Annotated in this window: 9 protein-coding genes and 1 pseudogene; 7 read left to right on the top strand and 3 right to left on the bottom strand. The window is 37.3% G+C overall.

The features are described from left to right. Positions 1-214 precede the first annotated feature (214 nt). The 4 genes and pseudogenes from K9V48_RS21275 to K9V48_RS21260 all read left to right on the top strand — a co-directional run bounded on the left by K9V48_RS21275 (position 215) and on the right by K9V48_RS21260 (position 3,961). Complete coding sequence (locus K9V48_RS21275) at positions 215-1,432, top strand: MFS transporter (protein ID WP_224141151.1); 1,218 nt, start codon at positions 215-217, stop codon at positions 1,430-1,432. A gap of 4 nt (positions 1,433-1,436) precedes the next feature. Further along, a pseudogene (locus K9V48_RS21270) lies at positions 1,437-1,721 on the top strand (MFS transporter); the annotation flags it as partial. A 192-nt stretch (positions 1,722-1,913) separates the two neighbouring features. Further along, positions 1,914-2,300 carry a PaaI family thioesterase gene (locus tag K9V48_RS21265; protein WP_224141150.1) on the top strand — a complete coding sequence of 129 codons (387 nt, stop codon included), beginning with the start codon at positions 1,914-1,916 and terminating at the stop codon, positions 2,298-2,300. Positions 2,301-2,497: 197 nt separating this feature from the next. Further along, positions 2,498-3,961 carry an RNA-guided endonuclease InsQ/TnpB family protein gene (locus tag K9V48_RS21260; RefSeq protein ID WP_224141149.1) on the top strand — a complete coding sequence of 488 codons (1,464 nt, stop codon included), beginning with the start codon at positions 2,498-2,500 and terminating at the stop codon, positions 3,959-3,961. 177 nt (positions 3,962-4,138) lie between these two features. Here K9V48_RS21260 and K9V48_RS21255 read toward each other — a convergent pair whose 3' ends face one another. The 3 genes from K9V48_RS21255 to K9V48_RS21245 all read right to left on the bottom strand — a co-directional run bounded on the left by K9V48_RS21255 (position 4,139) and on the right by K9V48_RS21245 (position 7,200). After that, entirely contained in the window at positions 4,139-5,098 is a 960-nt protein-coding gene (locus K9V48_RS21255; RefSeq protein ID WP_224141148.1) for a hydroxymethylglutaryl-CoA lyase, read from the bottom strand. After that, complete coding sequence (locus K9V48_RS21250; protein ID WP_224141147.1) at positions 5,099-6,307, bottom strand: CaiB/BaiF CoA transferase family protein; 1,209 nt, start codon at positions 6,305-6,307, stop codon at positions 5,099-5,101. Between the two features lie 188 nt (positions 6,308-6,495). Continuing rightward, positions 6,496-7,200, bottom strand: a complete 705-nt coding sequence (locus K9V48_RS21245; RefSeq protein ID WP_224141146.1) for a FadR/GntR family transcriptional regulator — start codon at positions 7,198-7,200, stop codon at positions 6,496-6,498. 321 nt (positions 7,201-7,521) lie between these two features. On the opposite strand from K9V48_RS21245, the gene K9V48_RS21240 reads away from it, so the two are divergent. The 3 genes from K9V48_RS21240 (at position 7,522) to K9V48_RS21230 (ending at position 13,743) form a co-directional block, all read left to right on the top strand. After that, a complete protein-coding gene (locus K9V48_RS21240) occupies positions 7,522-10,401 on the top strand; it encodes a 2-oxoglutarate dehydrogenase E1 component (protein WP_263432907.1) in 2,880 nt (959 codons plus the stop codon). 60 nt (positions 10,402-10,461) lie between these two features. After that, positions 10,462-11,706 (top strand): 2-oxoglutarate dehydrogenase complex dihydrolipoyllysine-residue succinyltransferase, encoded by a 1,245-nt coding sequence (odhB, locus tag K9V48_RS21235; RefSeq protein WP_224141145.1) that lies wholly within the window; start codon positions 10,462-10,464, stop codon positions 11,704-11,706. A gap of 822 nt (positions 11,707-12,528) precedes the next feature. Continuing rightward, entirely contained in the window at positions 12,529-13,743 is a 1,215-nt protein-coding gene (locus K9V48_RS21230) for an MFS transporter (RefSeq protein ID WP_224141144.1), read from the top strand. Positions 13,744-14,819 lie beyond the last annotated feature (1,076 nt).

The raw sequence follows: 14,819 nt of genomic DNA, 5'->3' as shown, positions 1-14,819 counted from the left end.
GTTTCGTTTTTACACAATAAATGAAAGCGGTTTAATTACTTGGATAATTAATGAGAGATTAGTTAAGGAAAATAGAGGTAGAGGTCCCTACACATAGTTTTTCACATCTAAAAAACATTTCTTTAATAAATGATACCTTTTAATCTATCAGACATGATCAATGTTTTTTACTTTACATGTATTGAAATTTATCAAAATTAGAAGGAGAAATGTTATGAAAAATAACTATTTATCTACAGCTTTTGGGCTATACATAAATTATTTTGTTCATGGTATGGCGTTAATTATTATCGCTCTAAATATTGATGTTTTAGCATCAAAATGGGATACAAGTATTGCAGGTGCAGCAGCAGTTGTTTCTTCCTTTGGAATTGGTAAATTAATAGCAGTATGGTTATGTGGGATCATTTCAGATAAATTTGGGAGAAAGACATCGATCATATTAGGAATATTGTTCTATTTAGCGTTCGCAATCGGAATTTTATGGAGTCCTACTGCATCTATTGCTTATTTCTTCGGCATTTTAGCTGGGATCGCGAACTCCTTCTTAGATACAGGTTCTTACCCGGCTTTAATGGAGGCTTTTCCTAAGAAACCTGGCCCCGCTAATATTATTGTTAAATTTTTCATTCAAGGGGGGCAGTTCTTGCTTCCTATCATTATTGGCTTTATTATGATGCAGGGATTTTGGTATGGATGGAGTTTTACGTTACTTATTGCAGTACTAACACTCAATTTGATCTTTATAAGTACTCGTAAATTTCCACCAATGGATATCCCATTACCAAAAATAGCCACAGAAGAAAAAGTTCATGAAAAGAAAGGGAAATTTCATTATAGTATTGAAGAGGTTTGTTTGATTTCCTTTGGATTTGTTGGACTAACATTGCTTACCGTACTGGGACAATGGATTGCGAAGTATGGTACAGAGGTTGTCCATATGGGTGAAAATGCTGGAAGAATGTTAGTCGCTTATGGAAGTATTGGATCACTCGTTTGCGTGGTTATAACGTTCCTATTAGGAAATAAGGGAGTGAAGTCGCCCCCTATTATTTTGACATATACTTTCATGACAGCCCTAGTTTCTCTTGTTTTATGGGCATTCCCTTCACCGATGGTTGCTAGTGTAGGTGCTTTTTTCTTGGGCTTCTTCTCAGCTGGTGGACTTATTCAGTTAGGCTTGACTCTTTTAGTAGAACATTCAAGTAGAGGAAAAGGGCTTCTTACAAGTCTTTACACGATTGCTGAAGGAATCGCCCAATTTGCGATACCTCTTGTCCTAGCAGTCATTTCTAATTTTGATATTGCCTATATCTTTTTATTAAATGCTTTTGTCGCTTTATTTGGATTCGCTTTGGTTTTCATTGTTCATATTCGTGATAAACGAAAGAAGGCACATCAAGACCTCCAAATAAATGCGCCGGCAAGCTAAATAATCCATCATGTCGGTTGCCCTTTTTGCACAAGGGATGTCAGCCATTACTTAGACTCTTGTTTTTGATATTGCTCCGAAGGAATTAGTCGGATTAGCTGGTGGTGTATTTAACTTTGCAGCAAATTTAGCAGCGATTATTACACCAATTGTCATTGGTTTAATTGTAAGTGCAACTCAATCCTTTAACGGGGCTCTTGTGTTCGTAAGTGTGGTAGCCTTTATGGGAGCATTGTCTTATATCTTTGTTGTGGGTGACATTAAACGAATTGAAATCTCTGATAAGTAACATTTATTCCACTTTTCACGGGCAGTAAGGCTTCGACCTTAGACTTCTCAGGTGTAAAAAGAAGAGATAGGTGGGAGATGACTGTCCGTAAAGGTCTGATAAGTGTACACGAACTATTAGACAGAGGGGATGAAGGGAAGTCTTCTTTATGTTGGATTGGAATAAATCATAAGAAGAAAGGTGAAATAATCGATGAGGAAAACGGAACCAGGAATGAGTCCATTTTGGGATTATATTGGGATGAAAGAGCAACGAATTGAAGAGGGGTACGCTGAGGTAAGGATTGATCTAACACCTGATTTACACCAAAGAAGGGGATCAGCTCATGGAGGAGTTCTTGCTGCTCTTATTGATGGAGCTGTAGGCTCTGCTGTACGGTCAACTCTATTAGAAGAGCAAGCTTCTACTACAGTTGAGTTGAAGGTAAATTACTATCGTCCTGCTAAAGGAGATTATTTGATTGCTAAAGCTAAATTGTCTCATCGTGGAAGCACTTTAGCAGTTGGACAGGCTGAGGTATTCAATTCAGAGGGGAAAATCGTAGCAATGGGGACAGCTACCTATATGATTCTGTCTTGATATAGGTAGGAGATGGGGAGTAATGGATATTTAAATTAGGGTTTTAAGCAAGGGGTGTTAAAACAGTTTAATCAAAATTATTTAAAACTACCTAAATCTATTTGACCTTAGGTAGTTTTTTGTTTTGAATATTTAGTTTATTAAAAGTTGATAACAGAACGTTTGTTTGGTACAATGCAGATAAGGAGGTGATTAAAATGAGTATCGTATTCAACCGTAAGATCGAAATTCTATTGACGAAAGAAGATTCTTTCTCATTAGATGGTCAAAGTAAAATCTGTAACTGGCTTTATAATCAATTGGTTCAAGCGACAAGAGAGGATTATCAAAACGGTTCCCCTTTGAAATTACTAGAGGGCCGGAATTTGCGTGATTATGCAACCAGTATGAAAAAAGAGTATCCCTTCCTTCGGGCTGTCCATTCTTCTCCACTAAAAAACACTGCTTTGCGTTTAAAGGATGCCTATGATCGCCTTTTTCATCAACAAACTGGATATCCAAAATTTAGAAGTTGGAAAGAAAAGTGGTTTTCTCTTTATTTTGATGAACCGAATAAAGGATTTAAATTAGTTGATTCAAAGACTATCCAGATCTCACTCGGAAAAAATGAACAGGGTGAACAAATGAGAATAACCGGTTCTTTAAAAGAGCCCTTTTCTGTCAAACAAAATGAAGAAATCAAGACTTTTCGGATGTGTAAACAACAAGGAAATCGTTTTTATGGGATTTTCACGATCGAAAGAAGGACCGAACACGAGAAAGAAGTGAAAAAGGTCGAAAAAAACATCAAGAAAATGAAAAGAGAATTTTTGAATACGTATTCGATCGCCAAAAGGAATCCAAAAAAGGAAAACAAGACGAAGAAGAAATCGAATATAGCCTACCCTGTATTCCCAAAGGGAACCAAATGGGTCAGTCTAGATCCGAATCACAAAAATTTCTTTGTAGCCGTTGACGATCAGGGGATTTCTTATGAAATGAGTACATTATTTCAGACCAAGTATTGGGATCAAAAAATAGATCAAATCAAAAGCAAGCGAGATCGCTGTACCCGAAAATCCATTCAACATACCACGGAATATGGAACTGCCTATTGGCAGCCTAGCAGAAGATGGAGTCGATATAATCGAACCTTAAATCAAGCGTATAACACAAGACGAGAACAGATCAAAGTCTCGTTATACAGCATGTCTCATTGGCTGTTTGATCAATATGATGTGGTATTCATTGGGGATTATACACCGACAAATGAAACCGCTACATCTAAAAAGATGAAACGAAGTATGTTAAATCAAGAACACATAGGTCAGTTTAGAAACATCTTGAAATGGGTAGCGGTGAAGCGCGGGAAACAATGTGTTGTAGTAGATGAAAAGAATACGACCAAAGAATGTGCGGTTTGTGGGCATAAAGAGAAAAAAGAACCAGCGATTCGCTCCTTTACTTGTGTTTCCTGTGGCTATACCATCGTTCGTGATCTAAACAGTGCGATCAATATCGCCAAAAAAACATCGATATTGTCTGGCTCAGACTGGGTGACAGAGTGGAAACTCGATACGATCACCTATGCGGTAAGGTATGATTTGTTTGCAGCAAATCACGCGAAACCGATTGTTCCGATTCGAAAGGATGGAGCAAAGAAATTAAATCCTGCGGTGTAACCAAAGGAGCAAAATTTTATTGGAGATCTTGCTCATAAGTCATTTTTGAGTAAAATTAGATAGATTTTGTAGAGCGGTTAAATAGAATTGTATATACATAAAGAAAAGTCGATTTTTAATCGACTTTTCTTTATGTGCTGGTCATTTTCGTAACATAGAAATCTGCTATTCTGATTTCTACTGTTCGATCTTTTCTTGATTTTTCGGTTTTGCATGTAACTGTGAGCATGGACCTGCTTGAAGCATATAACTGCCACCGTCATGTCCAATTGATTGTTTTACATCTTTTGCGACATCGATAAGAGTATTGAGATTAATACCTGTTTCGATTCCCATTTCAGCAAAGGCGTGAACAAGGTCTTCAGTGGCGATATTACCAGATGCACCAGGGGCATAAGGGCAACCGCCTAGTCCTGCAATTGAACTATCAAAATGGGTAATTCCTTGCTGAAGAGCGGCTACAGCATTTGAAAGGGCCATTCCTCTCGTGTTGTGTAAATGCATAGAAAAGGTCATTTGTGGGAAGCTAGCTTTCAATTGTCCTAGCATCTCAAACACTTGTTTAGGATTTGCCATACCAGTTGTATCTGCTAACGATACTTCCTCAATTCCCATGGTTGTATAACGATCAACAATTGTAGCAATTCGTTCTAATGGGACTTTTCCTTCATAAGGGCATCCGAATGCAACAGAGATTGAACCGCCAACTTTTACGCCATGTTTTTCAGCTAATTCAATAATAGGAGAGAAGCCATTTTGAGCTTCTTCAACAAGACAGTTTGCATTAGAAAGACTATGAGAATCTGTGGCAGATAGCATCAGTTTTAGCTTTGTTATCCCTGCATCAATCGCCCGCTGTGCCCCTTTCACATTAGGGACTAATGCACGGAATTTAATATTTGTTAAATCTTGAATACTTCTAACTACCTCTTCGGCATCCTTCAATTGTGGAATTGCTCTTGGGTGAACGAAGGAGGTAATTTCCATAGATTGTATCCCAGTCTTCGCTAGCTCTCGAACGATTCTAATCTTTTCCTCTGTGGGAATCCAAGCTGGTTCAGCCTGGAAACCATCACGAGGTGCTACTTCGCAAATTGTTGCTTTTTGTGGTAAAGCCATTTCTACTAATCTACTCATTTAAATAACCCCCTTGTCTTTTAATGCTGCAAGCTCTTCTGAAGAGAAACCAAGACCGCCTAAAATTTCCTCGTTATGCTCTCCTAATTCAGGAGCGCGATGTCTGATCGCTCCTGGAGTATGAGAGAATTTTGGTACAACTCCAGGCACTTTAATTTTTCCTAAGCGAGGATGCTCAACTTCTACAATATTTTCCCTTGCTTGATATTGCGGGTCGTTAAAAATATCCTCTATTGTATAAATTGGACTTACTGGAACACCAAATGAGTCCAATTTTTCTTGCAACTCCTTTTGTGTATGAAGGAGAATCCATGAAGAAACAATTTCTTGGACAGCAGAATCGTTTTTTAGCCTTTCCGAATTTGTATAATAAAGAGGATCAGATAACATATCTGTTCTTTCCATTGCCTCTGCCAGACGGTTAAAGGTAGAATCTGTACTACAAACAAGCACAACAAACTTTCCATCCTTTGTTTCATATGTACCAGCTGGACTTGAATGTCCTGCTAGGCCAGGACTTCTTTCTCTCACTTTTCCATTTTGATCGTACTCAGCAACTAAAAACTCCAGCATACGGAAAAGAGATTCATAAAGCCCCATCTCTACAACTTGTCCTTCCGGCTCAGCGTTTGCTTCACGATTATAGAGGGCACTTACAGTAGCAAATGCTGCATAGACACCTGTAATGTAGTCTAGTAATGAATACGAAGGACTGACTGGCGGTCGATCTGTAAAGCCTTGAATGGCAGTATGGCCACTAAATGCTGTTGCAGGAGTCCCAAAACCAGCTTTTTCTCGATATGGTCCGGTTTGTCCATAGCCGGAAATACGAACCATAATCAATTTTGGGTTTACTTTTTTTAATTCTTCATAGCCTAAATTCCATTTTTCTAATGTACCTGGACGAAAATTCTCAATTAGAACATCGACTTTGCCGATTAACTTTTTAAAGATTTCCTTTCCTTCTTCTGAGCGGATATCTAACGTAATAGATTTCTTATTACGAGCTAATCCAGGCCATCTTAAAGGCTCTGTCCCTTTCCAAGGCCCTACGGTTCGAAGGGTATCCCCTTTTCCTGGTAATTCTATCTTTGTTACTTCTGCACCTAAATCGGCCAACAAAGTTGCACCAAAGGGAGCAGCAATCATAGTAGAAATATCCAATATTTGAACACCTGTTAATGGTCCGAAATTTTGTTTAGACAACATTATCACTCCTGAATTCATTTATTTTTTATAAAAAACATAATATTCCGAAAATAGTTAGCGTTTTCAAATAAGGCTTGAATAATTTATATGTTAGTGTCTAACACCTCTAGAATAGAAGGTATAGAATACTTTCTATTCTAGAAGTGCTATTCACGCCTATAGACTACCCCTGCGTTTTGAATTTCTATTTAGTTACTTCCTAATACACTTTTTCGAAGGTGAAGTAAATGGATATGTGTAGTTTCGATTGCTTTTTTAACATCGCGCTCTTTTACTGCGTCTAAAATTGCTCTATGTTCAGCTAAAGATTGTGAATAGCGCTCTTTGGAATTCAATGTTTGTTTTCGAACTTGGCGATTCATATTCAAATTAGCTTCCATCATGGAAACAAAGACAAAGTTTTGAGTTGCTTCAGCTAAAGCGAGATGAAAGCTGCTATCAGCTTCTACCATTTCCTCTGGATGTTTGAGCTGTTCTTCCATTTTCAACAAAACTTGCTCCATTTTTTCTATATTTTCAGCAGTAGCTCTTTGTGCTGCTAATTCAGCAATTTTAGGTTCAAGAGTTTCCCTTGCTTCTAAGAAATAAATGACAGCCGTCTTTTCAATCATATCTACTGTATTAAATCGATACTCCAGTTTCATATTTTGATCGACTTGCTGAATAAATCTTCCACCACCAGGCTTAGATACGATTAATCCTTCTGATTCTAGTACTCGAGAGGCTTCACGTAATGAAGTACGACTGCATCCTAACATTTGGGCCAAAGTACGCTCACCTGGTAAACGATCACCTGGTTGTAACTTTCCGTCTTCAATTAGCTGTCTAATTTGAACGACTATCTTCTCGTACAGTCTTTCATTTCGTACGCCAAGGAACATTTGATCACTCATGAGAACACCTCCTCAAGAATTCTTATTAAAGTGGACTAGTGGTTAGTCCGGTTAATAAAAATTATATTTAGAAAAATCTGAAACGTCAAGGCATTTCTTTTTTGAAAGCAATTATCTAAAAGAAATCATGCAGGAAATTAGGCATGAAGAGGCACTGATTTTAGTGTAATGATTAAAAAAACGAAAAAACTTTCATTTTAGAAATTGATTTTAGCTGAAGATTCTGATAACATAAAATCGGGCTAACCAGTAGTCCTATTTGATTTAAAATAAACTATTAAAATTTAAATACTATTCAACAATTCTGAGGGGGCTAGTTGAATGACGAATCATAAAAAAGTTAATTCGCATCCATGGGGAAATTTACATGGACCAAATCTTGGGTATGTCATTGAACAATATGATCGTTATGTACGTAATGAAGGTTCAGTTGATTCAGAAATGGAAGATATGTTTCAAAAATGGGGTTCTCCTTCATCGACTCAGACGACTTCATCTTTAAGTAACGATGGAACCGAGTCAATTGATCAAACTAATACGAAGAAAGTATTAAAAGTTGCAAAATTACTAGAGGATATCCGTTCATCTGGACATTTATCCGCTAATATTAACCCTTTAGATAAAACAGTAGAATCTCATCCAGGAATAAATCTTGAAAGCTATGGATTAGATAGCGATACTTTGAAAGCGGTTCCCTCGGGAGTGGTATGGGAAAATACACCTAAAGAAGTTCGAACTGCATGGGACGCGATGAACCAGTTAAACGAAAGGTACACAGGCTCTTTAGCTTATGAATTTAATCATGTAAGTCAAAGTGAAGAACGTGAATGGTTATTTGAAGTAGTAGAGAAAGGTATCCTCGATTACCCATATTCAAAAGAAGAAAGAGTTCATCTATTGAAGCGATTAACAGAAGTTGAAAGCTTTGAACAATATTTACATAAAACATATGTGGGTCAAAAGCGTTTTTCAATTGAGGGTGTTGATATGCTTGTTCCTATGCTTGATGAATTGATACGTAATGGTTCCGAAGATGGCACTCGCGATATTGTGATTGGAATGGCTCACCGAGGACGTTTAAGTGTATTAGCACATGTAATGGAGAAACCTTATCACCAAATTTTCTCTGAATTTAAGTATTCTACAACAAGACAGCAGCATTCATTAAATGACTTGCCGGAAATACGAGAAGGGTGGACCGGGGATGTGAAGTATCATCTCGGTAAAGAACGATTGATCGAAGAGTCCGATACTGTTTGTACGCGAGTTACACTGGCTAATAATCCAAGTCACCTTGAATTTGTGAATCCTGTGGTTGAAGGATTTGCAAGAGCAACTCAGGAAAATCGTGAGAAAACAGGTTATCCTAAACAAGATGTATCAAAGTCATTCGCGGTCTCTATTCATGGTGATGCCGCATTTCCAGGACAAGGGATTGTCACTGAAACCTTAAATTTAGGGGAATTAAAGGGGTATCAAACGGGAGGAACGATCCATATTATCGCAAATAATATGGTGGGCTTTACGACAGATAGTAAAGATTCCCGTTCTACTAAGTATGCAAGTAACCTTGCAAAAGGATTTGAGATCCCTGTCGTACATGTCAATGCAGATGATCCAGAGGCATGTCTTGCAGCTGTTCGTTTAGCGTATCAATATCGCATGAGGTTCAATAAGAGTTTTTTAATAGATTTAGTCGGTTATCGTCGTTTCGGACACAATGAAATGGATGATCCAACGGTTACGCAACCCCAAGTATATAAGGAAATCATGAAGCATCGAACTGTAAGAGAATTATATGCTGATCGTTTGCAAACGAATAACATCCTTAGTAGGGAAGAAGTGGAGCAAATTAAGCGTGATGTTCACGAAAAAATTTCGGCTGAGTCTGACATAGTTTTAAATAAGAGTAAGGATGATGTGGCAGATGATGAAGTCCCAGTAGTAATAGCCAGGGGAATTCCGAGTACAAAGACTAGCTTACCAATAGAAACACTGAACGAATTGAACGACGCATTGCTTAACTGGCCTAAGGGCTTTCAAATACAGCCAAAATTAAAACGAATCTTAGAACGCCGTAAAAATGCCTTGAAGGATGATGGCAAAGTTGACTGGGCATTAGCAGAAGCATTGGCTATTACATCAATATTAAAAGAAGGCACACCTATACGTTTAACGGGGCAGGATTCTGAACGTGGAACTTTTGCTCAGCGACATATTGTGCTACATGATATGGAAACGAATGAGACTTATTCACCATTACATCGTCTACCAGGAGAAGCTGCTTCTTTTGCTATTCATAATAGCCCGCTATCAGAAGCGGCTGTTGTAGGGTTTGAATATGGCTATAATGTATTCGCTTCCGAAACATTGGTGATGTGGGAAGCACAATATGGTGATTTTGCAAATACAGCCCAAACACTCTTTGATCAATTTGTTTCATCAGGAAGAGCGAAGTGGGGACAAAAATCAGGGCTTGTTCTATTGCTACCTCATGGATACGAGGGACAAGGTCCAGAGCACTCAAGCGCTCGTCCTGAACGGTTTTTACAACTTTCTGCTGAAAATAACTGGACGGTTGCGAATGTAACAAGTGCTTCACAATATTTCCATATATTGCGTCGTCAAGCCGCAATACTTGGAACAGAATATGTTAGACCATTAGTACTCATGACACCGAAAGGTCTATTACGACATTCATTAACGACTTCATTTGGAACAGAACTTAGTGAAGGGCATTTCCAAACCGTATTGGAACAGCCACATCTAGGCCATGAGAGAGAGAAAGTAAAACGGTTGGTACTAACAACCGGTAAAATGGCGATCGATTTGGCTCAAGAAGTCGAGTCCAAACAGGAAAATCAAACCTTAGAAGAATTGCATATCATTCGAATCGAACAATTATATCCATTTCCGAAAGAAAAGGTAGAAGCTATTCTTCAGCATTATCCAAACTTAGAGGAATTGGTGTGGGTACAAGAAGAACCGAAAAATATGGGAGCTTGGCACTATGTATCCCCTATTCTTTACGAACTTGCGGGTAGTAGATTAACAGTTAACTATATCGGAAGACCAAAACGTTCAAGCACTGCAGGCGGGGATCCAACTATTCATAAAAAAGAGCAGGAAAGAATTATCAATCAAACATTGAAGATTAATATGGAAAGCTCGAAACAAGAAAAAATATTGATAAAAAGCTAACGTTTATGAAAGCGTGAAATATAAAAATTTGAAGTAACAAAATCGGGAGGATACGAAAAAATGATTGAACTTAAAGTACCAGAGCTTGCTGAATCCATTTCTGAAGGAACAATTTTACACTGGCTTATCAATGTTGGTGATACAGTGAGTCAGGGGGAAAGTGTAATCGAACTTGAAACTGATAAAGTAAACTTGGAAGTTAACACTGAATTCTCAGGCGTATTAACGAAGATTTTAAAAGAACCAGGCGATACCGTAGAAGTAGGAGAGGTTATTGCGATATTAGAAGATAAGATGACAGAAGGAATAGAAGCGGTGAAAGAAAGTTCTACTAAACCTATAGAAGAAAGTGCGGAAAAATCAATTGTTAAAGCAGAACCAGAACAATCAAAGGTAGAACGTCCAATTGCCTCGCCAGCTGCAAGGAAAATGGCAAGAGAGTTAGGGATCGATTTAACTCAAGTGAATAGTAGCGATCCACTTGGCCGAATTAGGCCACATGATATTAAAGCACACACAGAGACGGCAGCGACAATAACAGAACAAAAAGTAGAAAAGACGAGTCAAAAGCCTGTACCTACTCAAAACGAAATGCAGTTCGATAAACCAGTAGAGCGTGTAAAAATGACGCGTCGTCGTCAAACAATAGCGAAACGCCTAGTAGAAGTAACACAAACAGCTGCGATGTTAACTACCTTTAATGAAGTCGACATGACCGCTGTGATGGACTTGCGTAAAAAAAGGAAAGATATGTTTTTTGAAAAATATAATGTTCGTCTCGGCTTCATGTCATTCTTTACAAAAGCAGTCGTGGCAGCTTTAAGGCAATTTCCGCTACTGAATGCTGAAATTCAAGGAGATGAATTAGTTGTAAAGAAATTTTATGATATTGGAATTGCTGTTGCAGCGCCAGAAGGCTTAGTTGTTCCAGTTGTACGTGATGCGAACCTGAAAAGTTTTGCTGAAATTGAAAATGACATTAGTAATCTTGGAAAAAAAGCACGTGACAATGCTCTGGCATTAAAAGATCTACAAGGTGGAACATTTACAATTACTAATGGGGGAGTATTTGGCTCATTAATGTCAACACCTATATTAAATAGTCCACAAGTAGGGATTCTTGGGATGCATAAGATTCAAACAAGGCCAGTAGCAATTGATAGTGAACGAATAGAGAATCGTCCAATGATGTATATTGCTTTATCTTATGATCACCGAATTGTGGATGGAAAAGAAGCAGTCAGCTTTTTAGCAATGGTAAAAGAGTTGTTGGAAGATCCAGAGTCTTTATTATTGGAAGGTTAATAAAAAAAATTATAAGAATCAAGTTAAAATAGCGAAAATCGGTCGGTTTTTGCTTCGTAGAAAGTACTCCGTCCGATTTTTATACTTTCTTTATTAAAAAACAGTAAACTTAAATAGATAATGAAAAAATAATAATTGTTGTTTAACTGCGGCCTAAACATCCTTTATGAAAGAGCAGGTAATAAAGTAAAACCTACAAAAGTCCCTTCTAAATATATTTAATATTCTGGAAAGTTAATGTGAAATCAAATTGTAAATTCCTTAGTATGGAATAATAATACGTTTAGTGAAATATTATTAAATTGAAAAAATGCTAATAAAGCTAATGATCAATTTAATTAATAATAAGTACTAAATGTAATATATTATTAGATCGATCTAAAAAAAGTCGATCCAATATAAAGGTTGTTCCATAGTTTTTTATTTTGAAAGCGCTAACTATATTCTAGAAGTTAAAGGAGGTGACATAGATAGGTTCTACTTGTTAAATAATGAGTGCGTACTGATTGAAAGTACTATATATCTTTTTGTGTTACTATTCTTTAGGAATTTTGCTTCGTGCTCTAGCATTTTATTAGATCGACCTATTAACAAAAGAGTCTGTTTAAAAAATGATAGACGGCTAAAGAGCTATAATGAGTAACTGTTTTTTTTTCGAATGTTCAAAAGGTGATTGTGACAAAACTGATTTTCGCAGATAGTTAAGGTATTGGACCACATAAACGACCAGTTCTTCATTAGATTCCAATATTTCTATAAATTTTAATATAAAATAACCGGTCTCTTAAAAGGTAAATGCCGGTGGATGGAGGTTGTTGGGAAATGTACATGAAGACAGGAGCAGGTATGTATTTGAATTATTTTTTACTCGGTATGGTGAACATTATACTCATTTCAAATATGACTTCGTTAACGACTCAGTGGAGTACGGACAGTGCCGGGATTAGTTATATTATTGCTGCGATCGGAATTGGGAAGTTACTTACCTATGCATTATTGGGTCGTTTATCGGATAAATTCGGCAGAAAGCCGCTCGTTATCTTCGGAGCTTTAGGATTGGCTATTTTCCTGGCGGGGATTCCGTTGTCGCCAAGCTATCAAGTTGCATTTGCGCTTGCGCTAGTGGCGGGAGTTGCTAATTCAGCACTCGATGCGGGGACGTATCCAGGTTTGGTGGAGATTTTCCCAAAGTCGATCGGATCCGCTAGTGTCATGGTAAAAGCTTTTATGGCAGCAGGCACAGGACTTTTGCCAATTCTGATTTTGTTTATTGCAAATCAGAATATGTTTTACGGCTATGCTTTTTTTATTCCAGCTGCTCTCTATTTTCTCAATTTTCTATTTTTATTTACAGTTACTTTTCCAAATCACCGAACAGTACAGACGTCGGAAGGGGCGCAGGACGCTGGAAGCACCAAGTTTCTCTCGGAGCCGAATTTTAAAAAAGAAGGGTTTGCCCTTGTCGTGATCGGCTTTACTTCCACTGGGCTATTTACTGTGGCTCAAATTTGGCTACCGTCTTTTGGTCAGCAAGTGCTAGGGATGACAGAGGTCAATTCGATTAAACTGCTCAGCTATTACAGTGCCGGGATGATTCTGTCTGTTTTAACGTTGGCTGTCTTATTGAAAAAATTCTTACGACCGGTCACAGTTCTTGTGATTTATCCAATCATTACATTTATTTCGATTTTGATAATTTTAACTGTTAGATTACCTGAAATCGTATCGGTTGCCTCATTTTTTGTCGGTTTTTCAACAGCAGGTATTTTTCAATTAGCAATTGCAACAATCACTGAACTTTTCTGGAGAAAGAAAGGAACCGTGACAGGGATTCTAGCTACAGCGGGGGGACTTGCTTCTGTCGTCATGCCACTTGTAACAGGTCTAATGTCCAAAACTGGAAACATTTCAATTATCTTCATTTTCGATGCAATTCTGTCTGTCATTGGTTTAGTGTGTGCGCTATTTGTTTTTTATCGTTACAGAAAATTGATCAATGGACGTATTGGAAAAGCGTTCAAAAAGCGTGCTGGATAAGTGTTCGATAAAATAAGTAATCAATAAGAATCTTGAAGGAAAATTTGATTGAAATAGGTGCCTGTCTTGATTGTATTATCCTAACAAAGTTAGTTTGCATAATTGACTTTTTTGTTCATTTTCCCATCAAGCGAGCTCCTGGTAGGGATGGGGTTACAGTCTATCAACTTAAAATCCTATCAACGACTTAAAAGAAAACTAAAGGATGGAACTTACCAACCTCAACCAGTTAAAAAAGTTCCCATACCAAAACATGACGGATCAAAAAGATACTTAGGCATACCGTACGTACTGGATTGAGTGGTACAACTGAGTGACTTTTTAAGGTTCAAAATGTAATGATTCTCTATGTGGTCAAGATTTTCTTTTAAAAAATGAGTATAAAGTTACAAGTGCCAGTCACTGAGGTCGCCTGGCACTTGTAACTTCATGTTTGTTGATAAAATATACTTGCAAAGTAAGTAAATATAAAACCTGATGGAATGTATATGATTAATTCCCAGCCTTGAACAACCTCCCTATCTTCGTTAATTCTTAAAGCTTCCTTATAACCATATAAAAAAGGAAACAATGAAAGTAGCATAAGTTCTTATGATAGATTCCTTCATTTTACCCCGTGATTTTAAACCTATTACTATTATTTAATGCCAACAATCCTTCTATTATGAATAAACTTCTCAACATAATGAAAGTTTACAGAAAGTCTTACGAATTTCTGATAGAATAATCTAGGGATTAACTAGCATGTCTAAAAGAAGTTTTAATAAAAAGTAAATTTTTTTATTGAAAGCACTTGAAATCAATTTTCACCCATGGTATATTGGTATTTCTCGCTACTAAGGCGAAACAAAAAAGACATCTTAAAGTTTTGAAAGATATAAAAAAGATGTTGACACTTAAAGAATAAAGTGATATATTAATAAAGTCGCTTCTGAGAGACGACGATGAAATGATCTTTGAAAACTAAACAAAACCAAGCGTGCCAACGTTAATTTCGATTAACAAAAACGTACTATATAGTACAAAACTTATGAGCAAGTCAAACTACTTTATTGGAGAGTTTGATCCTGGCTCAG

It is taken from the genome of Metabacillus rhizolycopersici, from assembly GCF_020075705.1.
This window is presented reverse-complemented; position numbering and strand designations above follow the sequence as displayed.